Genomic DNA, 23,968 nt, shown 5'->3' with positions numbered 1-23,968 from the left:
TAATTGGAAAGCGTCAGTCCTCGATAGTACTGGATATGGGCGGCCCAGCTCCCGCTTCGATAGGAAATTTGAATGGCCGGGAATGAAGAAGGCGTCTTTCGCAAAGCTAAGGCGGAATTTCAAGCTCTGCAGATTTTGCAGGTGCTAGTGCTCCCTGTCGCATGTGGTCGCTCCAATGACAGCATTTTGGGCGTATGCTTGGACAAATGTGGTATGTACGGAACCCCAGAAGAAATTCGGTCGGTCATAAGTTTTCTTGAGCGATCCGGCTTGGTACGCACAGACAAGGTCGAGGACGATGTGATCGTCGCTATCACAGACGCGGGCGAACGAGTTGCTGAGGGTAAGCAAATCGTTGATGGAGTGGCGCGCCCCACGCGAAAATAGTGTAGTTGATGGTCAGGTTTCATCAATTCCGCCGTCAGAGGCGCAAGACCGGTTGTCTCCAACAAAATCATATGGATACATCATTTCAATGATGCCGAGACTACGGGTCTTAGGTCCGTATCCTTTCAAGAGCTACAGGTCGATGATCACCCCTATGATGCCGTAAACTGAACCGTTGCGCACAGGCTGTATCCGCGACGTCAGGACTTCGATTCCTGCCGCAGCTTCTCGATATGCTCCCTACAGAGTGTTTCAATCAGGGTATGAAGTTCAGCCGTTCGCTCCTGAAGCCAGGCAAGTGCCTCTTCGCTGATCTCGAACTGTTTTGAGTAGCGCGCCTTGACGTAGGCTTCGTTGAGAATGTTGTACCATGCGGTAAAGCGCTGCTGCTCACGCGGCCAGATATCGACCAGCCGCCGGTCACGATCCTCGGAAAGCCCGCGCAGGAATTTCAGATTGTGTGAGGGTGGGGAGTAGTTGGTCAGCGTCAGGAGGTAGCAGGAGTAGGCGGATTCGACTGCCTGGTGCAGAGTGAAGGCTGCAAGGTTGAGGTAGCCCGATTTGATGTAAAAGTCCGCACCTTCCAAGAAACCCATCGCATTCCGAAACTGCTTTTCAAAATGGTCCTCTGCCACCCTGAGCGCATCCGCTGGGCTGAGCGTCTTTGGTTCTGCCAATGGTCGGTCATCGAACTCGTAGAGAATGATGCCTTCACGGGCAAGATCGACAAAGAAGTACTGCCCGTCATGCAGGAAATTGCTGATCTCGCGAGCGCCATGCACGATCAGACCAACAGGCGTTTCGATCTCCTTATCCCACATCAGCCGGTCGGTGGCCTTGTCCCAGTATTTCGGGTCGGCCAGTTCCTTGTTGCTGACGATGACAAGAATATCGAAATCCGAACGGTAGCCTTTCGAGGTATGCGGTTCGTCGACAAAGGTACCGCGGGCATAGGAACCAAACAGGATGATCTTGTAGATCCGGCCGTCTTTCTTCGCATCCGACTTCGAACGCTCGACCACGCCAGCAAACTCTTCATGGATGATGCGGACGACCTTTTCAAGTTCGACCTGCTTTGCCTGCGGAAGATGTCCGATATCCGATTTCATCGCCTTCACCATCGATTCTTCTGAACCGTCACCTTAGCCGTGATCGGCAGGCTATTGCTACTCCACAATCTTGTAGTGGTTGTCAGGAGAACCTTCGGCGCGAGTGCGGAGCTGAAGCAAACAGCGAGTGGCGGATGGGAATGTTGCCAGGGTCGGAGGTTGGGACTGAACCATGGATCTTCAAGACCGTGTGGTTTCCGCTCAAACGGTTGTTGGGACCGTCTGCAATTATTGACTACCACTCCAGAGCCAAGGTAACTCGGGCGACCAGTGCAACGCGAAAGCTTCTCCAGCCGCCCCTTCGTTTAAGCACCCTTTTAGATCCACCCATTGCAAATATATCGTATAATCGGATATAGATCTCTCATGTCGATGTGGGGAGCATGGATGAGTTCTAAATTTTTAGTGATTGATCCGCGCAAAGACTTGGCGGCGCTCAAGGGGATTTTTTCGTTACATCGCATTCAGCTCCTACAATTGATCGCCAATCGCCCCGGCATCAATGTCAACGAACTGACTGAGGCGGCGGTCCTGCCGCAATCGTCCGTATCGGCCCACCTCAAAGTTCTAGAAAAAGCGGGCCTTGTTCGTACTGAAGCCCGCCGTGCAAAGAAGGGCAACCAGAAGGTTTGTTTCGCGGTTTATGACGAACTCATCGTCACCCTTCAGCCGGCTCCAGAAGCCGTCACAGACAACATTATCGAAGTCTCAATGCCGCTTGGTCTTTACACCAACAATGGCGTAACAGCGCCGTGCGGGATATGCTCGAATGAGGGGATCATCGGGCTTCTCGACGTACCGGAAACCTTTATGGATCCGGAACGCATGAAAACCAGTTTGTTGTGGTTTACCAGCGGCTTTGTCGAATATCAGTTCCCCAACAACGCCAAGCTGCGCGGCGACTTTATCGAGTCCGTCGATATTGTTATGGAGGTCAGTTCGGAGGTGCCGGGCACCATGGCTAACTGGCCCTCCGATATCCTTATTTCTATCAATGGTACCGAGATTGGCGCATGGACATCTCCGGGCGATTTTGGTGACCGTCGTGGCACCTACACACCCGCCTGGTGGAAGCTTAAAGGCTCGCAGTATGGCATGCTAAAAACATGGTCCGTTGGGTCGGGCGGCACCTACGTCGATGGGCATAAGATCTCTGATGTAACCATTGGCGACCTTGCACTTGATGAGCACAGATCGATCCGCCTGAGGGTCGAAGTCAAAGCTGAAAGCAAACACCCTGGTGGCATAAACATCTTCGGACGTGGCTTTGGAAACTACGACCAAGATATTGTTTTGCGTTTGAAAACAAAGCGCGACTGACCAGGTCCGCATTTATTCCCCTTCATATTGTGCGCTGCAGCACAAAAGCCCCATTGACAAGGCGATCTCGTAAGTCGATGTTTATCGAAAAATACGATCTATATCGTATAATTGGATAGCTTGGAGGAGACATTCATGAAGGCCCGTATTGCCGTTCACCGCGATTTTAAGATTAGCGACATCGACGAAAGGCTATATTCCGCTTTCATCGAACACATGGGTCGGGCGATCTACAGCGGCATTTACGAACCGGGTCACCCTGAGGCCGATGCGCAGGGGTTTCGCAAAGACGTACTGAAATTTGTTAAGGACCTTAAGATCCCTGCGATCCGTTATCCGGGAGGCAATTTTGTCTCGGCCTATCGCTGGGAAGATAGTATTGGCCCGCGGGAAAATCGTCCGGTTCGCCTTGATCTTGCCTGGCGTTCGAAAGAGAGCAATCAGATCGGCATTAATGAATTTGCCGACTGGGCAAAACAAGCCGACATCGAAATGATGCTGGCCGTCAACCTCGGTTCGCGTGGCCTCGAAGACGCCCGTAACTTCCTGGAGTATGTGAATTTTCCCGGCGGAACTGCCTGGAGTGATCTGCGCCGTTCGCACGTCGACAATGATGGTTATGGCGTCAAGATGTGGTGCCTCGGAAATGAGATGGACGGTCCTTGGCAGATTGGCCACAAGGTCGCCACAGAATATGGCCGCTTAGCCAATGAGACGGCTAAAGCGTTCAAAGGCTTCGACAGCACCATTGAAACAATCGTCTGTGGCAGTTCCAACGATGAAATGGCGACCTATCCTGAATGGGAGCGCGAAGTTCTCGAAGAGTGCTATGAGAATGTCGACTACATTTCGCTTCACAAATATTTCGGAAACTCAAGCAAGGACACACTGAATTATTTCGGCAAGGTCGTTGAAACCGGCCGCTACATTCAGACAATTGCCGGCACCATAGATTATGTGAAAGCGAAGAAGCGAGCCAATAACGACGTGCATATCTGCTTCGACGAGTGGAACGTCTGGTATCACATCCGCGAAGACGATCGTCGCCGCTGGAAGAGCTGGGATTGGCCGGAAGCTCCTGAACTGCTTGAAGAAACCTACAATTTTGAAGACGCGTTGTTCGTCGCCGGTCTCCTGAACGAGTTCATCCGTCGTTCGGACCGTGTGCGCATCGCGTGCATTGCGCAGCTCGTTAATGTTATAGCACCAATCCGCGCAGAACGTAATGGTCCGGCCTGGCGCCAGACCATTTATCATCCCTACCGTTTTGCCTCGATCTACGGTCGCGGCGAGGCACTGAATGTCGCCGTTGATGTGCCGACTTATGATTGCCACGTTGCCAATGATGTTCCGTATCTTGACGTTGCGGCCGTGCGCAATCGCGATGAAAGCATCCTGACATTCTTCGTGGTCAACCGCCATTTGACTGAAAATGCCGAGGTTGATTTCAGCATGACCGGCTTCACCGGCGCCGTGCTGTTGGAGCACCACGCGATGGAAGGATACGACCTCAACGACACCAATGGACCGGATCGCCCGGACCATATCAGTCCCAAAGGCGGTTCCGGCGTGGGTGTCGAAGACGGTAACCTCAAGGGCTCCATCGCTCCACTGTCATACCACGTCTTGCGTGTGAAGATCGATTAAGGAGACGGCGATGGGCATTACGCTTCACAATGTTAGCAAGCGTTTCGGCGCAGTCGACATCATCAACAATGTCAGCATGGAAATTCCAACGGGATCTTTTGCGGTATTCGTTGGCCCTTCCGGTTGCGGCAAGTCGACCCTGCTGCGCATGATCGCCGGGCTGGAGGACACCATCTCCGGCACGATCTCGATCGAAGGACGCGACGTCACTCAAGTCGAGCCCGCCAAACGCGAAGTGGCGATGGTTTTCCAGTCTTATGCGCTCTATCCGCATCTGACGGTTTACGAGAACATGGCCTTCTCGCTCAAGCTCAAGAAAACCCCAAAGGCCAAGATCGACGAGATGGTGCATGAGGCTGCACGCATTCTGCACCTCGACGCCCATCTGAAAAAGCGCCCCTCCGAATTGTCCGGCGGCCAGCGCCAGCGTGTCGCAATCGGCCGAGCCATCGTTCGGCAGCCAAAGGTTTTCCTGTTTGACGAACCGCTATCGAACCTCGACGCAGAACTGCGCGTGCAGATGCGGCTGGAGCTTGCCAAGCTTCACAAGCAGATTGGCGCGACGATGATCTACGTGACCCACGATCAGGTCGAGGCAATGACACTTGCCGATCACATCTTCGTCCTGAAAAACGGTGTGGTACAGCAGACCGGCAGACCACTCGACCTCTACGACAATCCCGACAACCAGTTCGTCGGCGGCTTCATCGGTTCACCGGCCATGAATTTCCTGCCTGGACGTGTGCTCGGGCGTCAGGGAGAAACATTGAAGATCGGTCTGGACGGCATTCAAAGCCAATTGCTGGCCAAGGTTTCCGGTGATGTGAGTGATGGAACGACTGTGAAAGTCGGCATACGCCCTGAGCATCTGCACCCCGTGAATGGCGGCTTCGCGGCAACAGTCGACATGGAGGAAGACCTAGGCGGCGTTTCTTATCTGCACGCCCGTCTGGCCGATGGCCGTGCACTCGTTGTTGAAACCCGAGGACGTGAAGCGCGCGTTGAAAGCCGTTCCCTTCATCTCGGCGCTGACCCCGGCGATGTGCTGGTCTTCTCTGAAAGCGGCCACAGACTTCGCTGATTGAAATTGAGTTTGGGTAAACCGCCATCGACGGGAGATCGCTGGCAAAAAAAAATGGAGGAACTGACATGCGCATGAAAAGATTGTTTGCTGCCGCAGCCATGACGCTGATGGCCATACCTGCAGTGGCGCAGGAAAACGTAACCTGGTGGGACTTTCTCGCCGGCGGCGACGGTATCCGCATGAAGGCGCTGATTGCACGCTTCAACGAAGAACATCCTGATATCAAAATCACTAGCACGACGCTTGAGTGGGGCATCCCCTTCTACACCAAAGTTCGCACGGCTGTTGCCGTCGGACAGGGTCCTGATGTGATGACCTATGCCCTGTCACGCCTGCCGCTTGGCCTGTCCGAAGGTGTGCTCGGTGAGATCACCGCGGAAGATCTGCAGCACGCCGGCCTCACGAAGGAAGACTTTTTCCCGGCGTCCGTTCAAGCATCGACCTCCGATGATGGCAAGCTTTACGCCGTGCCTTTCGACATTCACTCGATCGCGCTTTATTACAACAAGTCCTTTCTTGAAGGTTCACGATTCCTTGACGGCGACAACAAGCTGACAGGCATCAGCAACCTCAAGGACTTTGAAGAAGCACTGGCTTACGCCAAGGAAAAGGGTGCTGAAGCGCCGGTTACCTACCCGACGGCCACTGCGGCAGGCACTTACCGCGTATTCTATACCCTTCTGCGTCAGCAGGGCGGCGAACTGATATCCGGCAAGGAAGTTCTGGCAGGCGACAACCTCGAAAAAGCCGCCAAGGCAATCGAAGTCATGACCAACTGGCGCAACAATGGCTGGCAGCCTGAGCAGGCTGAGTCGAAAGCCGCTGTTGCCCTGTTCACCTCTGGCAAATCTGCCTTCATGCTAGGCGGCGTCTGGGAAGTCCCGACGATGATCGACCTGGAGAAAAAGGGCTCACTCGGATTCCACTGGGGCGCGGTACAGGTACCGAACCTAATGGGCACCCAGACAACCTGGGCGGATTCGCACGCCTTTACCATTCCGGCCAACAACAAGATGTCCCCGGAAAAGCGCAAAGCCGTCATGACCGTTATAGGCTGGATGGAGAAAAACTCCCTGTCCTGGGCTGAAGCTGGCCATATCCCGGCCTTCAAAGCCGTCGTCGACAGCGAAAACTTCAAGAAGATGGAACCAAACGCTACCTATTCCTCACTGGCCAACTCGGCATCCTACGATCCACGTTCGATCATCGCCGGCGTAGCATCTCCGGTCTATGACGCTTCGGTCAACGTGATTGCACCGGCAATTCACGGCTACGCCGAGCCAATGCAGGCAGCCGAGCAGGTCAAGCAGGATCTGCAAGACCGGTTGAAATAAGCGGCACGTCGGCCGCGCTAAATGCGCGGCCGTCTTTCTCATCGGGAGGTTTCCGACTTGGCTATGTTGACTAACCGGCGCAAAGAGGTGGCGGTTGCCGCCTCACTGGTGGCGCCATTCGTTCTGATTTTCGCGTTGGTGTTTCTGTATCCGACAATAAGACTGGTTCTTCTGAGCATGACGGATGCTCCTCTCATCGGCGCTGGCCAGTGGGTTGGCCTTGATAACTTCAAGAAATTGCTTTCGGACAAGCTGTTCCTGACGTCGCTGAAGAACAATGGCTATTTCATCCTGCTGACCGTTGTCCCTACCACGGCGCTGGCATTGACCATCGCGCTGTTGGTAACGCGTCTTAAAGGGTCGCTGCAGGCCCTGGCACTGGCGATTTTCTTTCTGCCCTACATCCTGCCGGTATCGGTCGTGACACAAATCTGGATGTGGATGCTTGATTTCCAGTTCGGTGTTCTGCAACCGGTCTTTACGTTCTTTACCGGCAAGCCGGTCCCGGTGTTCAAGAACCCGTATTGGGTCATGCCGACGGTTGCGGCAGTAACGATCTGGTGGACCAATGGGTTTAACGTGCTGCTGTTCATTGCCGGGCTGCGGAACATTCCAAAGGATTTTTATGAAGCTGCATCATTGGATGGCGCCAGCCGCGTGCAGTTGTTCACAAAAGTCACCTGGCCATTGTTGTGGCCGGTTACCGGTCTGGTGCTGACATTGCAGCTCATCCTGCAGCTGAAAATCTTCGATCAGATCTACCTGCTCAGCAGTGGCGGCCCGTTCAATTCCTCTTACGTCCTGCTGCTCATGGTCTATCGCGAGGCATTCCAGCTCAACCACGGCGGTTACGCCTCCGCCATAGCACTAGTACTGTTTATGATTATCGCCACCTTTTCGGTATTGCAGTACCAGCTGGTCCGCATGGGAGGACGTCGATGAAATCCGTCAGATTGTTTGAGAACTGGGTACTGACGCTCGGTACGTTTCTGGCCGCAGCGCTGTGGATTTTCCCGCTCTACTGGGCCTTCATCACCTCCATCCGCTCCGAAGACCGGGTGGTGTCGAACGAGGCGGGTATCATTCCGGATGAGTTCAACCTCGCCAACTACATCGACATTCTGTGGAACACCAATCTCGTCACCTGGTACATCAATTCGATTGGCACTGCTGTCATCATCACTGTGACGGTGCTGATCTCCGGCATGATGTGCGCCTATGCCATTTCGCAGCTTCGGTTCCCCGGACGTCGCATTCTCTACGGCATCGTGCTCTGTAGCTTCATGGTGCCTTCTCAGGCGCTGGTTGTGACGCAGTTCATCCTGATGAATGATCTCGGACTCATCAACACCTGGGCTGGCATCATCTTGCCGCAGCTGGTCGTGCCAGTGGTCATTATCGTCTACAAGCAGTTCTTCGATGCCGTTCCCAAGGAAATGCGCGAGGCAGTGGTTCTGGATGGCGGCGGCGACTACACACTGCTGTTCAAGGTCTATCTGCCACTGAACTGGGGCATCACAACAGCACTCGCCATCATTACCTTCATCATGGCATGGAACCAGTTCCTCTGGCCTTTCCTCGCCGTCACAAGCGAGGACATGATGACCATTCCGGTTGGCATTACTCAGGTCAATGATGCATTCGGCGTGTTCTATGCCCGCCTGATGTCCGTGGCACTGCTCGGCGCGATGCCAGTCGCAATCGCCTATCTGATCTTCCAGAAAAAGGTCACCGAGGCGGTGATGATTTCGTCAGGCGTCAAAGGCTGACAATCCCTGCATGATTAATACGCCATCTTGAATGCTGACCCAGTACTTAAGATGGCGCATTAATTGGAGTAACGTTGAAGATGGCGTAGCAACGCGGGCCTGCGTCATCTCTGACTTATCACCGGAGGTTTATCCTTGGCACCAGCGAAGGCGCAAAATTCCTGACTACCAATCAAATTCTCGACCCGACTTTACATCGGCGGTTAAACAGTTCTCGCATGGGATTGTTAGGAGCGAGCGAATAACAACTCACGTTCCGTAAACCTTTGTCACCTTGAGGCCATTAAAAACCGATGGCAAGCTCGGCTAAAGCGCAACACATCACCACTGGCACTGAGGTCCCGTACCCAGCTATCGAGAGGTATGTTTGCTCATCAAGCAATCAGTATCCAACCGTCTGTTGAGGGGTAAGACACGATGTCTCCGCGCTCTTTCGTGATGTTCAAGACCTGTGACTTGACCTGTTCAAGCGGCGCCGCACCCGCTAGCGAGATCGCACTCTCGACTGTGGGGGCAATGCTCTTTGGAATAATGAGAGCCATATTCGTCCGATCCCACATCGGATGCTCTACGACGTAGGACCCGGGCCAGTAATCATATTCGTCTGGGCTGTCCCAGATCAAACCGACCACTTCAAACGTCTCTCCATCGTCTCTTTCGACACGACCGTAGGTTTGATCATGTCTTGGCATTGGGAAATTTGACATAGTTGTACCTTTAAAACGATGGAAGTTACGGCAGCGATTTGCACCCGGCTTAAAGTCTGAGTGAATTCAGCAACCCAAGTCATACTAGAGCCCACATTCGACACAACCCTGAATTAGTGAGCTGGTTGAGCGATCACAACGAACAGCAATATTTGCACATTCTGGTAAGCCGACCACACAATCCACGTCGCGGCTGATGCAACGCATTTGCAACGCTTCGACAGGCCCCGAGACTCGTTTTTGAGCGCGTACTGGAATGATCAACCGTTCGAAGCCAATCAACATCCCGAGACATCGTGTAAGCGCGATAGACTGTTTAGGGTCACGCTTCGCCCGCTGTCTATGCGGATGATTTTGGTCGCTCTGAGCTTTGTCAGCTTACGGCTAACGGTTTCCACTGTCAGTCCAAGAAAGTCGGCGATCTCCGATCTCGTCAGTGGCAACTCGAAGCGGTAGCCGTTACCCGCGCCCGGGTCACCCTTCAAAACAAACATCAGGATCAGGTTTGCGATCTTTTCGAAGGCGGTTTTCCGCCCGATAGACCGCATCCGGTGTCTAGTTTCGTCAACTTCATCAAGGGTTTGTTTATAGATTGTTTCTTCAACCTTGGCGTTGCTACCAACAATCTCGTTGAGCAGCGAATTTGGTATGGCACAGATCTCGCTATCCGTTGCCGCCTGTGCGGTGACCCGTGCTGTTTTAACTGGCAAATGCGTAGGGGAGAACTGCAGGGCGACGATCTGTTGACGGCCGTCAGAAAGACCTTTTGACAAATGCACCACGCCGGTCACGATGTTGCCGTGTATTAGCACATCATCGCCCTCAAAGAATATGGGCGTCCCAGCGGTGAATTTCCGTCTGGTTGTCTTGAGACCGACCTCGTTTAACTCATCCGAGGACAGCGCTGCGCATATTCCCGCAAACCGAACGGGGCACGCCAGGCATTTTGCGGCGATCTCCCCAGGGTAAATGAAGGTGTTGGTCAAGATGACCTGTGTCATAACGTTGGATCGCAATCGACACGTCAATTATCAATTGCAAGAAAGAACCCGTGCAATTTCTGAATGCTGCTTGGTTCCACCACGTAGCGAGAGAGGGACGACAGCAGGCTCATGTTGCCGTTATTTCACACATGCATATCAGTAAGTGCATGAGTGTCGTTCAGCCTTGTTTCACCTGCGCGCGAGACGCCAATGATGAATAGCGCAATGATTAGAGTTGGCTGGCATGCACGGCCCCATCGATCACGCAGATGTGATTTCATGATCACTGGAGTAGCATTCTGCTAAATATCGCGGTTTTCTTTTGCAGCCGACCTCGACCGAGGAAAAAAGCACAGCTTAAGCAAGAATATCTTTATTAAGTAACTATTAATAATTTTACAAATGTGCCACATCTTTATGCAATCAGTAGTTGGATTCGGTCAATTTTTCTGACGTTGACCGCAAGGGTAAGAAATATCGCGTTCGGGGGAAACATGCGGCGCTACCAAAAAATGTTACTCGGCTCCGCCGCAATATTGGCACTAAGTGTGGGTGGGATAACACCCGCACAAGCAATTGATTGGACAGGGTCAGCATCGGACGACTGGCATAACCCCAGCAACTGGGTTGGCGGCATTATCCCGGTGAGCCCTAACACTGTCCGTATCAACGTCAGTGGTCATACCTCGGTCACAAGTGATGCAAGTTTTGGATCAATGAGTACAGGCTCTTCCAGCGGCGTAGCAATAGACGTTTACGGCTCCGGCAGTCTGACAGGCAGCAGTTTGATTGTTGGGCACGCGACTGGTACCGAATCCACTCTTATAGTCTCTGGCACCACAGCGGAATTAAGTACGCAATTTCTATATTCCGGATTTCAAGGAAGCGGCTCGATTACTTTCCAAGATGGGGCGTCAGGCTCATCAAACACGCTAAGTCTCGGTTCTCAGGCGGGTTCATATGGGGACTTCACTGTAGACGGGAACGGCACAAACTGGACCGGTGGCATTGGAGCAACCGCTATCGGTGTTTCGGGAGAAGGCAAGTATACTGTCAGTGGGGGCGCTGTAGCCGCTGACCACGCCGTTCAGATAGGTTATAATCAAGGTTCAAAAGGTCAAGCGTTCATTGACGGCGCAGATACTCAATGGAATGTCACTGGTGGCGCTTTAAACGTAGGATATTACGGCGAGGGAGAACTCGCTGTCACAAGTGGTGCGCAGGTCGATGCCTACAAGCGGGTAGTGGTTGGTGACCAGCAGGGCTCAAACGGGGAAATCAGCATTTCAGGAACTGGCAGTAGCCTCGTTGTCAATGGTACAACCAACGACATATATCTGGCAGTCGGCAACTTGGGTGATGGCCAAGTAGTGTTGACTGATGGTGCGTCAGTCAGCAGCCGCGTAGGCATTCTGGGCTTCTCCGTGTCCGGTAACGGCGCTCTCGATTTGTCGGGTGCCAACACGAAATGGGAAAATACTGGTTACCTCATGCTCGGCCAGTACGGTAGTGGCGAAGTCACAGTGCGTAATGACGCTACGCTTACTGTTTCCAGTAATCTAGGACTACGTATTGCCTACATGGCGGGCTCTACAGGAACAGTAAATATCGGTGCAGCAGAAGGTGATGTGGCTGAAGCTGCCGGACATATCAACTCAGCTAATGTCGTTTTTGATGCAGGTGTAGGCAAACTCGTCTTTAATCACACAAATACAGCTTATGATTTCTCTGCGAATATCTCCGGTACTGGCACAACTACTCATCTTGCCGGTGTGACGACATTTTCAGGTAACAGTTCCAGTCTCGGCGGTACCACAAATATCTTCGGTGGAACGGCGCTGGTAACCGGTTCTCTAGGTGGTGCGATTAACGTCCTAACCAATGGTACGCTGGGTGGTACTGGCACTGTTGGTAGGTCTGGTTCGACCGTGTCGATCAACAGTGGCGGGATACTGTCGCCTGGTGCCGGCAATTCCATAGGAGCATTGTCGGTTGCCGGAAATCTGGCATTTTCTTCGGGCTCAACCTTTGTCGTGCACGTGGACGGTGTCAGCAATGCCTCTGTGGTTCTGACGGGTGGCAGCGTTACGATCAACCCCGGAACCTCGTTGCAGATCGCACTCACCGGATCGACCACCGCTAGCAGCTACACAATTCTGAAAGCGACGAGCATATCCGGCACGTTCTCCAGCATCGATTGGGGTGGCCTTCCCAACTACCAAATTTCCTATGATGGTGGTCTTGTTACGCTGACATCTACAGGTGGCGGTGCCATCGATGGCGTGCCGTCTTCACCGAACCGGTCGGCGGTACTGTCCGCGTTGAAGTCTGGTGGTGCGCCATCAACCCTTGGGTCTCTCGTCGCCTCCCTTCCTGCAAATGAGCAAGAAGAAGCTTTGCAGCAGCTTTCAGGCGAAACCCACACTGCGCCACGAGCGTCCTTTATCCAGACTTCTCATTCGGTTAACAACACGGTCAATGGCCGTATTCGCTCGGTGACCGATGGTGTTGCAGCACCCTCTATGCCAGCCCTTGGTTATACCGAAGAAAGTAAATCGGCAAAGGCCAACCAGTTTACGGCCTTTGAGCAAAAATCCCGGATTTTCGATCAGGATCGTTTCTCGGTTTGGACGAACGGTTTTGGTTCATGGGGCCAGGTCGATGGTGTTTTCGGCAGCCCTGACACAGATATTTCCAGCGCTGGTGTGATTATTGGTGGTGATGCCGTTGTCGCTGAACATTGGCGCGTCGGCATGTTCGGAGGCTACAGCCGATCCTCGTTTGACACATCAGACAGCAATGGAGACAGCGACAATTATCACCTCGGTGCTTATGCTGGCACCAGGTGGGATGCCGTCTCCTTCCGCACAGGGATTAATTACACCTGGCACAGAGTTGATACCGCGCGTGAAGTCAGCTTTCTTGGCGAAACCTTACGAGGTGACTACGATGCCAGCAGCCTGAATATGTTCGGTGAGTTGAGTTATCGTGTTGATGTCGCGCCGGCATCTTTTGAACCCTTTGTCAGTCTCAGCCACACACATGTGAAGACAGATGGTTTTACCGAGACCGGCGGGCTTTCAGCCTTGACGGTTGACGAGAATAAACTGAACACCACCTTCACGACACTTGGCATTCGTGCCTCGACAGATCTTGATATCGGTTCTGTACCGGCGACCTTGCGTGGTTCGCTTGGCTGGTTGCATGCCTTTGGTGATATGGATCCTCAGACGACGGCGCGCTTTTCATCTGGTGACAGTTTCATCGTGACAGGCACACCCCTTGATCGCAACACAGCGCTCGTCCAGACCGGTGTCGATTTTACCCTTTCACCTGCATCAACCCTGAGTGTGTCCTACAATGGACAATTCAGTGCCAAGGCGTATGAACATGGGGTCAACGCCAAGCTGCAGTTTCGATTCTAGTTTTAAGGCGCCTGGCAGAGGCAGACCAAACAAGAGACAGGTATCCGCCATGTTCGGAAAAAACCACACGGCGGTTACCGCAGTTCTTCTTCTCTCGGGATTGATGGTGGCATTGCCCGCAGATGCACAGACACCAAATCCACCGGCCGCTGACAACAATATACTGTCGATCAACGAAACCCATGGCGACTGGATCGTGCTGTGTTCGCAGGCTGAGGCAAAACAAATTTGTTTGATGACGCAACAACAACGTAAGAACGACACCAAGCAGCTGGTCATTGCAGCCGAAATCACTACTGACCAGAATGACCAAATACGTGGAACGATTATTCTGCCATTCGGACTGCAACTGGTGGCGGGTGTGACGGTTCAGGTCGATGAAGGCGTGGTGTCGAACCCGTCACCTTTTGCAACCTGCTTGCCAACGGGCTGCATCGTGCAAGTGCTTTTTGATGCGCCTACTCTGCAAACACTGCGGGGTGGTGGCAATGTCAAGCTGGTCGCCAAAGCCCATGACAGCGGGCAGAATGTGCTATTAGGCCTGTCATTGAAGGGGTTTTCCACCGCGCTTGACCGCTTGGTGGCACTTAATGGAAGTTGACCTACCGACATGCAAGGAAATAGCCTTGGAGCTAGTGTTTTTGATCAGAGCCATTTGGCAAATTGGTCCAGTGCGGACTTCGGTGTCATACCCGGTAAATATCTGATCGCGACTAAAATGCATAGTGATCCTCACCCCCCCAACACCCTTGCAAAGGCTTACTGGCTAAATGCAACCGGTAAAAGGAGGTTGTGTCTCACTAGGTCCTGTTGGCAAAGTACGGCAACCATATCTTCGCCGCGGCCAGGGCAAGGAATGCTGAGAAGGATTTCCGGGTCTTGTCGTATCTGGTTGCCACACGGCGGAACTGCTTGAGCCGGTTGAACATCCGTTCAATGCGATTTCTATCTTTGTAGATTCGAAAATCGCAAGGAGGCGGGTTCTTCCTGTTAGCCTTCGGCGGGATCACGGGCCTTATCCCGTGGATCAGCAGTTCTTCGCGCAGGTAATCACCATCATAACCTTTGTAGGCAAGAAACAATTTCGGTCTGCCGACCGGCATTGTCAGCAGGTCTGGAACGGCACTGTAATCCGACGCTTCGCCACCCGTCAGGATAAAGCCGAAAGGGCGTCCCTGACCGTCTGCACGGGCGTGGATTTTCGACGTAAAGCCGCCGGGTGATCGACCAAATGCCTCCTGATAAGTCCCCCTTTTGCGCCCGCAGCCTGCTAATGGCCCCGAACGGTGGTGCTGTCGATCATATGCTGCCAGTCATCGGTCAACCCCAGCTCAACAAGCGTTTCGAGAAGAACGTCCCAGACACCTTGTTCGGTCCATCGACGGAACCGGACATAAATCGAGTTCCACTCACCATAACGCTCATGCATATCGCGCCAGGGGCATCCGACGCGTAGAACATGCAGCATCCCGTTTAGAAAACGCCGATTATCGTAAGCGGGGCGCCACTTACGCCCGCGTTCTCTTGGTAAGAATGGCTCGATGATATGCCATTCCTCTTCGCTCAAATCGCCTCGCGCCAACGCTACCTCCTAAAAGGCAGCTTTGAATCATGTTCTCACCGATTTTAGAATCCCTGCGCACTTCAATCAGGTAGGGCACTAATCAACGTTTTGTGTTGCGGCCCACCTTCCATGTCGCGGTGTATGAGGGAAATCGTTTCAAATAGAACTTCGATCATTACGTCATTGAAAGATATAAGCCAGAATCTCGGGTTCAGGGCCTTCCATTTGGAGGTCTCTTCGCCGCCAACAATTTCGTTAAAACTCCATGGGTGGACCGCATACCGGCACTCTTTCAGGCCCTCAGCATTCATCGGCGTTATTCTGAAATCGATAACACCTCCAAATTTCAGCACCACATTGCCGCCTCCCGCACGCACCGAGACTTCATAACAAACGAATGCGTCGTTCCCGTCATACAGTACGGCAGGGTTTTCGACCGTTCCTAATTCGGGAAAAGCTTCTAGGGGAGTTGATACTTTCATAATCAAACGCATTTCTGGATTGGTGGAACTACAACGCTCGGTTCCATGTGGATGGTCACTTTGTCAACAGGACTTAGAACGCTGGATCGATATGGAATGGCTTTTGCTCCATTGCGAATGTCGCGATGTGGTGCGCGCCTTCTTTTTTCCGCGGAAAGCGAGAAGCCCGAGACTGGGCCTCTCGCTAGGTGCTATCGAGCACTGTCGATGATTGCGCCACCGTCCGGTGTCAGGGTGTAACCGGTGATGAATTGCGAATCCTTGCTGGCAAGGAAAAGAACGACAGGGGCAATATCGTCCTCTGCAGATCCGAACCGGCCAAGGGCATTTGCAGGTGGCGGAACATCCATTTCTGCGGCACCCCATGTGTCTGCTATCGGCAGCACATTATTGACCGTGATCCTGTCGGCACCCCATTCCCGCGCGGCGGTTCTGGTCAACGCCCTTAAGGCCTCCTTTGCCATATTGTAGGGTGTGTACCCGGCAAGACCGACAGTCCCGGCCATGGACCCGAAATTGATGATCCGGCCTTCACCGCTTGCCTTGAGGTAAGGATAGCAAGCCTGCATGAACAGCAGATATGACACAGGACCGGTATCGAAATTCCTTTGTAGCTGTTCCACCGGAAGATCGATGACCGATGAAAGGACAGCAGACCCATCAAATGCATTGTTCACGAGAATATCGATGTTGCCCCAGGTCTCTGCGACCAGATTGACCGCAGCCGTAATCTGATGGGGCTCGCCGACATCGCAGGCTATTGCAAGTGCTGTACCACCGGCATCGACGATATCCCTGACCACGAGATCGACGCTTTCCTGGCTTCGCGAAAGCACTGCGACCTTCGCACCTTCCGCAGCAAGGAGTTTTGCTGTTGCCCGCCCGATGCCGCGGCTTGCGCCGGTGACAATCGCAACTTTTCCATCCAGTCGTGCCATTTCTCGCTCCATTTCGTGTTTGATGATTGATTGGCAATCAGTATGTCGTTGCCTGGAGGTAAGGGGATTGCATCTCACGGGCATCATTCTGGGTTACAAACGACGTAGCCAGAAGTGCCAGTCCGATGATTGTGGGAATAGCGCCCGCAGGCTTGCGCACCCCGAGATGTGCCATGCCGGACAGCAGCAGATGATAGAAGATGCCGGCATATGCGAGGTCGCTGAGAGGAATGCTCACCCGCGACAGGATCGCCAGCGGGCCAAGGATCTTCACTGCGATTATGAATGGAACGAGGTAAGCGGCCTTGTAGCCAAGATCGCCAAGGGCATTCCTCACCCACTCCCCTTTTGTGGCGTACATGAATGCTGAAGTGAGATAGAGCAGGGCTAAAAGTCCGGTGCTCGTCCAGTAAATATAATAGTCCATCCTGTTATTCCTCATCGAAAAACGCGCAACAGCTCGCTCGCCGGTCGAGGGCGAGTTGCATGGTGCCAAAAGCGTCAATGCTCTCTGGTGTGTGAGGTGAAAATGTATTCTAATATGAATACTTGCAAGTAGGATGAATTACTTGTGGCTAGTATGGAAAACCAGACCATGGATGATGACGCGATCAATATGCACGAAGAAATGCGCCGTGCTTTCTCGCTTCTCTCGGGCAAATGGAAGCTGGAAATCATGTGGCTGCTCAACCAGCGGATCTACAGGTTTGGCGAGTTGAAGAAGGCCATACCGGGTATTACCCAGCATATGTTGACGGCGCAGCTTCGTGAGCTTGAGGCTGATGGCCTCGTGTCACGCACCGTGTTCGCCGAGGTGCCGCCCCGTGTTGAGTACGAGATGACCCCGAAGGCGCGTGGGCTTGGTCCGACGATGGAGGCGCTGATGGCATGGTGGGAAGAATACGGGAAATCGGTCCCGGAGAGGCCGGGCGGCCGTGGTCGAAAACCTGCCGCTATCTCTCCCCGGACAATCAAAAAGAGGACCTGAGGATTTCGACATGACTATTAGCCTGTGTCGCAATTTGACCGGTTAACGGTTCTGATCCTTTCAAGAGCCTATTTCACCAACCGTGAGGTCCATCCAGGACGGTGCGTAAAATGCGCATGGCGCGGGGTCGCGCTGGATGGCGGATGCTGCGCGGCATTTATGGGGCGCAAGAAGATCCTTGAATTGATGCTCTGCGCCCTAGTGAGAACATCGGCCAGATGATCGGCCAAAATCGATGGAGATCCTCTGAATATGCTTGAGTTTTCTTAGCAAATTGAATGTTGAATATCGGCCAATTGGCCATCCGGACGGCCTGCTGGATACTTGTGGCTTTCATTGGGAGGATGAGACTATCAGGGATGTATTGTTGGGATCGTCTCCACTCTCGATTTCGATTTGCAGCAAAATGCGTTCCATCAATGTGTACGTTGGTGGCACGATATGGTCTTTCGGCAGGCCCCTTTGACTCACGCTCGTAGTGATTGTCCCAAGTTCTATGATGGGTTCGTATTCGGCGATATAACGATTGTAACTCCGGTGATGAACGATGTCGTACATATGTGCAAAGATCGGCCAAAAGATCGGCCAAAAATGATGGAAAATTGGCAAAAACCCTATATACATAAAAGATATAGGAAAATTGGATATCGGCCAAAATGACCATCAAAGAAGCGCCCACCCGCATCGAGCCGGCGCGTATCGAGCATCCCAACGGCGAGCTACTGGACCTTTCGCTTGAGATTGTTGCCAGGGCCGAAAGACTTGGACGAGCTCTCCATCCTGAAACGGCAGCCCAACTGGCCCGCACCGTCAGGATTATGAATACCTATTACAGCAACCTGATCGAAGGTCACAATACCCGGCCGCGTGAGATCGAGCAGGCCCTGCAGGGAATTAGGCTTGAGGACGATCGGCGCGACCTTAAGATCGAAGCCGTCGCGCACTATCGTGTTCAGCAGGAGATTGATGAGCGAGAGGCGGCTGGGACTCTGCCGGATCCGGCATCATTAGAATTCATCCGTTACCTCCACCGCGCATTCTATGACGGGGCGACAGAAAAGATGCTGACGATTGTCGGTAACCACCACACCTTTATTATGACGCCTGGTGAATGGCGGCGAGGGGAAGAGCAAGACGTCGAGGTGGGTCGGCACCTGCCTCCCGCCAGCGATCGCGTGCCCGATTTTATGGCCTATTTTCACAAGCGGTTCGCTTTCCAACCGGCTCCAGGAGGAGCGATGCTGGCGGTTGGGACGAGCCGCAGTGCCCGCCTTTTTGCAATGGCGACCGCGCATCACCGCTTCAATTACATCCATCCGTTTCCGGACGGCAACGGCCGGGTCAGCCGTTTGATGAGTCACGCGATGGCACAAGCAGCGGGTGTGGGAGCTCATGGTCTCTGGTCAGTTTCCCGCGGTTTGGCTCGCGGCCTGGCCGACGGGCCTGACGGACGCGCTGAATATAAGCAGCATATGGCCTGGGCAGACGAATCGCGTCAGGGCGACCGCGATGGGCGGGGCAACCTGTCACTCAAGGGACTGGAACTGTTTACCAGCTGGTTTTTGCGCGTGTGTCTCGATCAGCTCGAATACATGGATAGTCTTTTTGACCTCAAAACACTTGGAGGACGCCTCAAGCGCTATGTCCATCGTCAGGAGGCTTTGCCAGACGAATGCGCTCCCTTGCTTCAGGAGGCCCTTGTCCGAGGCGAATTTGAACGGGGAGAGGCTTCGCGGATCACCGGCCTGCCAGATCGATCGGCACGACGGGTTCTGAAGGCTCTGATCGATGAAGGCCTGCTTGCGTCAATTACCGATAAGGGGGCCGTGTCACTGCGGTTCCCGGCCCAGGCGCTCGATACTCTTTTCCCTCGTCTCTATCCCGAAGGCGCATGACTACTTCGTGCACTAGCAGACTCTTGCTGCTGTGTGAGAATGTCGATCACAACGGGGAGTCTGCGTTCGAAAGGTGATTCATCATAGCGAACATTATCGTGTATTTTGAATACGATGACCCCGACCTGCAACTACGGTCGCCGGTTCGAATCCGTTCACATCAGGATTTTTGTCAATTGTTCATTCGAGTGGCATCGAATTTCTCCTTTGTACGCGGATCCACGGTCTGAGCCCATAGCAATTACCGGCCCGGTTCTCGGGCCTATACAACCTCACATCCGGTCGCCGCTCTCATGCGGCTGCACCATTATCCCGCATTCGACGGGCACGGGCTCAGGAGAACGGGACCAAACTCAAGATCGGCATTTATCGGCCAAAAGGATTCCCGGTCCGTTCACCTGGATCCGTCAGGGCTGATCAAGCCCCGAGGATTAGAACTGTGTTTCGCAGCAGTTTGTGTTTCAGGCGGTTTTCATGATTGCGCCTTCGATCACCACGCCGGAGCTCACATACTTCCAAAGGGCCACGAGCAGCTTACGCGCGAGTGCAACAATCATCGGCGTCTTCAAGCGGCCGGCGTTCTGCGCGATACGCTCTTTGAACCATAATGTTAACGCCGATTTCGGTTGATGCCGTAACCATAGCCAGGCGAGCTCGACCATGGTTGATCGCAAACGCGGATTACCCGCCTTAGACACGCCCTGTTCTTTGCCAGGGGGAGGGCGCAAGGCCCGCATAGGACGCGATTTGCCGTTGATTGTCGAAGTGTCGGAACAGCCCTTCGGTGTAGAGTATCGTAGCGAACTCTGGGCCTATTCCTTTGATGCCTAAAAGTGCGGTCGCTTCTTTCGGCGTTTCCGGCGTCTCCTGAACGATCAAGGCTTCTCGCTCGGCTTCAACAGCCTTGATCTGAGTGATCAACAATTCGAGGCGATCGAGTTCTCGGCGGATTTCTGCTTTCAGATGTTTTGAGAGCGGCCGACCATCGCCAGTCTGAAGCTCCTCCAGACGCTGGCGGCGATCTCGATTGACAGGTTGGTAATCCCCAATTCCTTGTGTGAAGAGCAGCCCCTTTATGCGATTGACGTGGAAGACGCGTTCGGCAATTAGCGTTTTCCGCTCCCGTCCAAGCCGTCGGTTGTCGTCTTCCTCCGGTGTAAGGAGCTTAACCATTGAGCACGCAGGGGGCTCGCCACGTTTCCATGCCATTAAGGCGCGGATCAGCGTTTCGCCGTCGATACGGTCGGTCTCGCCCTACGATGGCGGCGTGGCATGCCTATCCTGTCACAGTTGCTAAGAGCCGAGATGGCCGAGCGCGAGCTCCGGTCCATCGCCCATCACATGAAGGTCGCTCGTTTCCCGGCGTAAAAGGATAGCCAACAGATACTTTGTTTATCGGCCCTACGAGGCAAGGAAACCTTTGATGTCGCTGGCCGCGATAGTTGGCAGCAGATTGTTTTCCAGAGAAAATGATCGATCGTAGCAAGCGTTCAGGATCAAAATACCGCTACGGTGCAACGGGAGATCAACCCCTGCGATATCTGCCAGATACTGCAGCGGCACGAGACCGAATGGTACATCTTCAAGGACATAGCGGCTATCGATAGTCTTTGGCCCCGCAATGTCAGAGCCACGCCTGAGTTGTTCGGCTGACATCCCGGCCACTGAATGTCCGACGATTCCGAAGGCATTCTCGTAGTGATCAAATACAGTGCCAACCCTCTTGCCAAGGGCGGTAGCCAATACGCATCTCTCACGATCAAGAGCCTCGATAAGTCGGCCAACTACATTAGTGATATTCTCCCGTTGGCCCCAATTTTCACCTCGTTCAAACCTGGTCAGGTTGCAAAGGGCGATAGCGAGATGGCTCTGCGGGTTCAGATTGCTCAGCGTTATGGTCAGCATGTCGTCTTCTAATGAAAATCGTTCGCCGAATAGTTCGATACAAATAGCAAGACCCCGCTCTGCCATTCTGGCGGGCTCGACTGCAATTGAAACCGTCTTCCGAAGGGTACCGACGCGGACCTGATTGAAGGCTTGTGCCTTGCAGGTCAGTGCCGTGGTATTCCAGACGACAATCGGAATTTCTATTCCACGCCCGGCAAGGCATTTCTTGAGATAGAGCCCGGCGAATGACAGATGGCCACTGAAGATGACTGTATGCCTCGGTTCGATGAAAGGTACAATCGCATCGATGACATCGCGATGGCCGTTGGCGGGCAGCGCAAGGATAATAACATCCACACGCGCAAGGTCCGTTACACTCACATAAACGTCGGGGTGAAACTCTCCTTCTATCGCACCGGCTACAGTCAACGGCTTACCCGCAAGCAGATCGCCCGTTCTGCCCCCCGATGGCGACCAGACTCCAGCCGAGTGCCCTCTACCCAGAAGCATGGCCGAATAGCCCATAGCGATTGCTCCGGCACCTGCGATACCAACTCTCATTCAAATGACCCTTTTCGTGACCGGAGTGCCAGACATATCCTTAGCTCACGCAATCTGCACAAGGTGACCATCGGTAACCTCCCGGTATTGCCGCACTGGCGGCAAATAATTGACACCACGGATCGGGCTCTTGAGTTCGTCTGTCACTATGTTGCGTTTTATCGATCGACGCGACGGATCCGGCACGGGAACAGCAGCAATCAGTTTTTGCGTGTAAGGATGCTGTGGATTCTCGAAAACCGCTGCGCGTGGACCGATCTCGACTATTTCACCCAGATACATTACCGCCACCCGATGGCTGACGCGTTCCACTACAGCCATGTCGTGGCTGATAAACAAAAACGCCAGTTTTAAGCTCTGCTGCAGGTCCAGGAGGAGGTTGCAAACCTGCGCCTTGATCGAGACGTCGAGCGCCGACACTGCCTCATCTGCAACAATTACTTTCGGATCGAGCATCAGTGCACGGGCAATGGCAACGCGTTGGCGCTGGCCACCAGAAAACTCGTGCGGGAAACGTCGCATGACCTCCGGCGAAAGCCCCACCTTCAACATCAGGTCCGCGGCTTTGTCTCGTGCCTGTTGCTTTGTGCCCAGTTCATGTTCAAGGAATGGCTCCATGATAGCCGCACCCACACTCATGCGCGGGTTAAGTGATGCGAACGGGTCCTGAAATATCATCTGGATCGAGCGACGCATTGTACGCAATGCAGATCGATCAAGTTGCCTGATCTTTTGACCGTCAAGTGTCACTTCCCCGCTCATTGGCTCGATCAGTCTGGTTATCGAACGGCCAGTTGTCGACTTGCCACAACCGGACTCCCCAACCAGAGAAAGCGTCTCCCCGGCAAAAAGTTGAAACGAGACTTTCTCAACCGCGTGCACGGCTCCTGATTTGCGCGACAACAGGCCGGAGCGGACGTCGAAACGCGTCGTGAGATCCTTCACATCGAGGATTGGCGAACTACCCCTGGCTACAGTGTCCACCACATCAGCCATCGGCACCTGTTCACCGGTTTTGATGTCAATTATCGGGAACCTCCGCGGCAGCTTCTGACTGCTCATTGAGCCCAGTTTAGGCACCGCGGAAAGGAGCGCGCGGGTATATGGATGTTGCCCGCGGTGAAAAATGTCCTCGGTGGCGCCCGTTTCCACCTGCTCACCTCTAAACATCACGATCGTACGGTCTGCGACTTCGGCCACAACACCCATGTCGTGGGTGATAAACAGTACGGACATGTCCTCTTCGTCTTGCAAAATTTTGATCAGGTCCAGGATCTGGCCCTGGATTGTCACATCAAGCGCAGTCGTCGGTTCATCGGCGATCAAGAGCTTCGGTTTCGTTGCCAGCGCCATTGCAATCATCACTCGCTGGCGCATTCCTCCCGAAAACTGGTGCGGATACTCATCGAAACGTCTCGCGGCGTTCGGGATGCGCACCTTTTCCAGGAGCCTGATCACTTCCGCCTTGGCAGCCGTCCTCGAAATATCGCTGTGCACCATCAGCGCTTCCGCGATTTGATGGCCGATTGGAAATATCGGGTTGAGCGACGTCATCGGCTCCTGAAAAATCATCGAGACGTCGTTACCCCGAACCCGCCGCATCTGTTCCTCAGACAAACAGAGAAGCTCCTTGCCGCCGAGCGTCACCTTGCCCTCGATCTTGCTATTTGCTTTAGGCAATAGCCGCATGATTGACAGCGACGTGACAGATTTTCCCGAGCCGCTCTCACCAACGATCGCAACGGTTTCGCGAGGCGCAACGTCGAACGAGATGTTACGGATTACCGATTTCCACTCATTGTTCACTCGAAATGACGCAGTGAGGTTTTCGACCGACAATACTGGTGATGGTTTGGATAAAGCGCTTTCAGAAGTCATGATCTGGTAC

19 protein-coding genes and 3 pseudogenes are annotated in these 23,968 nt (G+C 53.6%); 12 read left to right on the top strand and 10 right to left on the bottom strand.

What is annotated here, in order from left to right; translation table 11 throughout:
- The first annotated feature begins 72 nt into the window (after positions 1–72).
- Complete coding sequence (locus ACZ5FM_RS27460) at positions 73–387, top strand: hypothetical protein (RefSeq protein WP_464041598.1); 315 nt, start codon at positions 73–75, stop codon at positions 385–387.
- A 200-nt stretch (positions 388–587) separates the two neighbouring features.
- On the opposite strand, the gene ACZ5FM_RS27455 is transcribed toward ACZ5FM_RS27460, so the two are convergent.
- Positions 588–1,496: a nucleotidyltransferase and HEPN domain-containing protein gene (locus ACZ5FM_RS27455; protein ID WP_464041597.1), complete on the bottom strand. Its 909-nt coding sequence runs from the start codon at positions 1,494–1,496 to the stop codon at positions 588–590.
- A 387-nt stretch (positions 1,497–1,883) separates the two neighbouring features.
- Here ACZ5FM_RS27455 and ACZ5FM_RS27450 point away from each other — a divergent pair, with 387 nt between their 5' ends.
- The 6 genes from ACZ5FM_RS27450 to ACZ5FM_RS27425 all read left to right on the top strand — a co-directional run bounded on the left by ACZ5FM_RS27450 (position 1,884) and on the right by ACZ5FM_RS27425 (position 8,650).
- Positions 1,884–2,816, top strand: coding sequence for an ArsR/SmtB family transcription factor (locus ACZ5FM_RS27450; RefSeq protein ID WP_464041596.1), 933 nt, complete (start codon positions 1,884–1,886; stop codon positions 2,814–2,816).
- A 135-nt stretch (positions 2,817–2,951) separates the two neighbouring features.
- Positions 2,952–4,463 carry an arabinosylfuranosidase ArfA gene (gene arfA / locus ACZ5FM_RS27445; protein ID WP_464041595.1) on the top strand — a complete coding sequence of 504 codons (1,512 nt, stop codon included), beginning with the start codon at positions 2,952–2,954 and terminating at the stop codon, positions 4,461–4,463.
- Between the two features lie 10 nt (positions 4,464–4,473).
- Entirely contained in the window at positions 4,474–5,544 is a 1,071-nt protein-coding gene (locus ACZ5FM_RS27440; protein WP_464041594.1) for an ABC transporter ATP-binding protein, read from the top strand.
- Between the two features lie 68 nt (positions 5,545–5,612).
- Entirely contained in the window at positions 5,613–6,881 is a 1,269-nt protein-coding gene (locus ACZ5FM_RS27435; protein WP_464041593.1) for an extracellular solute-binding protein, read from the top strand.
- Between the two features lie 63 nt (positions 6,882–6,944).
- Positions 6,945–7,823: a carbohydrate ABC transporter permease gene (locus ACZ5FM_RS27430; protein ID WP_464041706.1), complete on the top strand. Its 879-nt coding sequence runs from the start codon at positions 6,945–6,947 to the stop codon at positions 7,821–7,823.
- Positions 7,820–8,650, top strand: a complete 831-nt coding sequence (locus tag ACZ5FM_RS27425) for a carbohydrate ABC transporter permease (protein WP_464041592.1) — start codon at positions 7,820–7,822, stop codon at positions 8,648–8,650. Before ACZ5FM_RS27430 ends, ACZ5FM_RS27425 begins: the two co-directional genes overlap by 4 nt.
- Positions 8,651–9,024: 374 nt before the next feature.
- On the opposite strand, the gene ACZ5FM_RS27420 is transcribed toward ACZ5FM_RS27425, so the two are convergent.
- Positions 9,025–9,342 (bottom strand): hypothetical protein, encoded by a 318-nt coding sequence (locus ACZ5FM_RS27420; RefSeq protein ID WP_464041591.1) that lies wholly within the window; start codon positions 9,340–9,342, stop codon positions 9,025–9,027.
- Positions 9,343–9,635: 293 nt separating this feature from the next.
- Positions 9,636–10,358: a Crp/Fnr family transcriptional regulator gene (locus ACZ5FM_RS27415; RefSeq protein WP_464041590.1), complete on the bottom strand. Its 723-nt coding sequence runs from the start codon at positions 10,356–10,358 to the stop codon at positions 9,636–9,638.
- A 476-nt stretch (positions 10,359–10,834) separates the two neighbouring features.
- On the opposite strand from ACZ5FM_RS27415, the gene ACZ5FM_RS27410 reads away from it, so the two are divergent.
- Positions 10,835–13,765 (top strand): autotransporter outer membrane beta-barrel domain-containing protein, encoded by a 2,931-nt coding sequence (locus tag ACZ5FM_RS27410; protein ID WP_464041589.1) that lies wholly within the window; start codon positions 10,835–10,837, stop codon positions 13,763–13,765.
- A 49-nt stretch (positions 13,766–13,814) separates the two neighbouring features.
- Positions 13,815–14,366 (top strand): invasion associated locus B family protein, encoded by a 552-nt coding sequence (locus ACZ5FM_RS27405; RefSeq protein ID WP_464041588.1) that lies wholly within the window; start codon positions 13,815–13,817, stop codon positions 14,364–14,366.
- Between the two features lie 199 nt (positions 14,367–14,565).
- Here ACZ5FM_RS27405 and ACZ5FM_RS27400 read toward each other — a convergent pair.
- The 4 genes and pseudogenes from ACZ5FM_RS27400 to ACZ5FM_RS27385 all read right to left on the bottom strand — a co-directional run bounded on the left by ACZ5FM_RS27400 (position 14,566) and on the right by ACZ5FM_RS27385 (position 17,176).
- Positions 14,566–15,347, bottom strand: a pseudogene (locus ACZ5FM_RS27400) (IS5 family transposase).
- 62 nt (positions 15,348–15,409) lie between these two features.
- Positions 15,410–15,811 carry a hypothetical protein gene (locus tag ACZ5FM_RS27395; protein ID WP_464041705.1) on the bottom strand — a complete coding sequence of 134 codons (402 nt, stop codon included), beginning with the start codon at positions 15,809–15,811 and terminating at the stop codon, positions 15,410–15,412.
- A 191-nt stretch (positions 15,812–16,002) separates the two neighbouring features.
- Positions 16,003–16,749: an SDR family NAD(P)-dependent oxidoreductase gene (locus ACZ5FM_RS27390; protein ID WP_464041587.1), complete on the bottom strand. Its 747-nt coding sequence runs from the start codon at positions 16,747–16,749 to the stop codon at positions 16,003–16,005.
- 37 nt (positions 16,750–16,786) lie between these two features.
- Positions 16,787–17,176 carry a DoxX family protein gene (locus tag ACZ5FM_RS27385; RefSeq protein WP_464041586.1) on the bottom strand — a complete coding sequence of 130 codons (390 nt, stop codon included), beginning with the start codon at positions 17,174–17,176 and terminating at the stop codon, positions 16,787–16,789.
- A gap of 153 nt (positions 17,177–17,329) precedes the next feature.
- Here ACZ5FM_RS27385 and ACZ5FM_RS27380 point away from each other — a divergent pair, with 153 nt between their 5' ends.
- Together ACZ5FM_RS27380 and ACZ5FM_RS27375 are read left to right on the top strand one after the other, a co-directional pair.
- Positions 17,330–17,737, top strand: coding sequence for a winged helix-turn-helix transcriptional regulator (locus tag ACZ5FM_RS27380; RefSeq protein WP_464041704.1), 408 nt, complete (start codon positions 17,330–17,332; stop codon positions 17,735–17,737).
- A 656-nt stretch (positions 17,738–18,393) separates the two neighbouring features.
- Positions 18,394–19,632 carry a Fic family protein gene (locus ACZ5FM_RS27375; RefSeq protein ID WP_464041585.1) on the top strand — a complete coding sequence of 413 codons (1,239 nt, stop codon included), beginning with the start codon at positions 18,394–18,396 and terminating at the stop codon, positions 19,630–19,632.
- Positions 19,633–20,093: 461 nt separating this feature from the next.
- On the opposite strand, the pseudogene ACZ5FM_RS27370 reads toward ACZ5FM_RS27375, so the two are convergent.
- Positions 20,094–20,912, bottom strand: a pseudogene (locus tag ACZ5FM_RS27370) (IS110 family RNA-guided transposase); the annotation flags it as partial.
- Between ACZ5FM_RS27370 and ACZ5FM_RS27365 the strand changes: the two are divergent.
- Positions 20,908–20,997, top strand: a pseudogene (locus tag ACZ5FM_RS27365) (ATP-binding protein); the annotation flags it as partial. The pseudogenes ACZ5FM_RS27370 and ACZ5FM_RS27365 sit on opposite strands and share 5 nt — an antisense overlap.
- Positions 20,998–21,033: 36 nt before the next feature.
- On the opposite strand, the gene ACZ5FM_RS27360 reads toward ACZ5FM_RS27365, so the two are convergent.
- Together ACZ5FM_RS27360 and ACZ5FM_RS27355 are read right to left on the bottom strand one after the other, a co-directional pair.
- Positions 21,034–22,080: an NAD/NADP octopine/nopaline dehydrogenase family protein gene (locus ACZ5FM_RS27360; protein ID WP_464041584.1), complete on the bottom strand. Its 1,047-nt coding sequence runs from the start codon at positions 22,078–22,080 to the stop codon at positions 21,034–21,036.
- 45 nt (positions 22,081–22,125) lie between these two features.
- A complete protein-coding gene (locus ACZ5FM_RS27355) occupies positions 22,126–23,958 on the bottom strand; it encodes an ABC transporter ATP-binding protein (RefSeq protein WP_464041703.1) in 1,833 nt (610 codons plus the stop codon).
- Between the last annotated feature and the right edge of the window lie 10 nt (positions 23,959–23,968).

The organism is Agrobacterium sp. 5Ca50 (assembly GCF_055381905.1).
Note: the sequence above shows the minus strand (reverse complement) of the source record. Positions and strands in the feature narration are given on the sequence as shown.

Coding starts and splice junctions, on each gene's coding strand:
- ACZ5FM_RS27420 (WP_464041591.1), bottom strand. CDS start 9,342: ATGCCAAGACATGATCAAACCTACGGTCGTGTCGAAAGAGACGATGGA.
- ACZ5FM_RS27460 (WP_464041598.1), top strand. CDS start 73: ATGGCCGGGAATGAAGAAGGCGTCTTTCGCAAAGCTAAGGCGGAATTT.
- ACZ5FM_RS27440 (WP_464041594.1), top strand. CDS start 4,474: ATGGGCATTACGCTTCACAATGTTAGCAAGCGTTTCGGCGCAGTCGAC.
- ACZ5FM_RS27425 (WP_464041592.1), top strand. CDS start 7,820: ATGAAATCCGTCAGATTGTTTGAGAACTGGGTACTGACGCTCGGTACG.
- ACZ5FM_RS27355 (WP_464041703.1), bottom strand. CDS start 23,958: ATGACTTCTGAAAGCGCTTTATCCAAACCATCACCAGTATTGTCGGTC.
- ACZ5FM_RS27380 (WP_464041704.1), top strand. CDS start 17,330: ATGGAAAACCAGACCATGGATGATGACGCGATCAATATGCACGAAGAA.
- ACZ5FM_RS27395 (WP_464041705.1), bottom strand. CDS start 15,811: ATGAAAGTATCAACTCCCCTAGAAGCTTTTCCCGAATTAGGAACGGTC.
- arfA (WP_464041595.1), top strand. CDS start 2,952: ATGAAGGCCCGTATTGCCGTTCACCGCGATTTTAAGATTAGCGACATC.
- ACZ5FM_RS27405 (WP_464041588.1), top strand. CDS start 13,815: ATGTTCGGAAAAAACCACACGGCGGTTACCGCAGTTCTTCTTCTCTCG.
- ACZ5FM_RS27435 (WP_464041593.1), top strand. CDS start 5,613: ATGCGCATGAAAAGATTGTTTGCTGCCGCAGCCATGACGCTGATGGCC.
- ACZ5FM_RS27375 (WP_464041585.1), top strand. CDS start 18,394: ATGACCATCAAAGAAGCGCCCACCCGCATCGAGCCGGCGCGTATCGAG.
- ACZ5FM_RS27360 (WP_464041584.1), bottom strand. CDS start 22,080: ATGAGAGTTGGTATCGCAGGTGCCGGAGCAATCGCTATGGGCTATTCG.
- ACZ5FM_RS27385 (WP_464041586.1), bottom strand. CDS start 17,176: ATGGACTATTATATTTACTGGACGAGCACCGGACTTTTAGCCCTGCTC.
- ACZ5FM_RS27450 (WP_464041596.1), top strand. CDS start 1,884: ATGAGTTCTAAATTTTTAGTGATTGATCCGCGCAAAGACTTGGCGGCG.
- ACZ5FM_RS27410 (WP_464041589.1), top strand. CDS start 10,835: ATGCGGCGCTACCAAAAAATGTTACTCGGCTCCGCCGCAATATTGGCA.
- ACZ5FM_RS27415 (WP_464041590.1), bottom strand. CDS start 10,358: ATGACACAGGTCATCTTGACCAACACCTTCATTTACCCTGGGGAGATC.
- ACZ5FM_RS27455 (WP_464041597.1), bottom strand. CDS start 1,496: ATGAAATCGGATATCGGACATCTTCCGCAGGCAAAGCAGGTCGAACTT.
- ACZ5FM_RS27430 (WP_464041706.1), top strand. CDS start 6,945: ATGTTGACTAACCGGCGCAAAGAGGTGGCGGTTGCCGCCTCACTGGTG.
- ACZ5FM_RS27390 (WP_464041587.1), bottom strand. CDS start 16,749: ATGGCACGACTGGATGGAAAAGTTGCGATTGTCACCGGCGCAAGCCGC.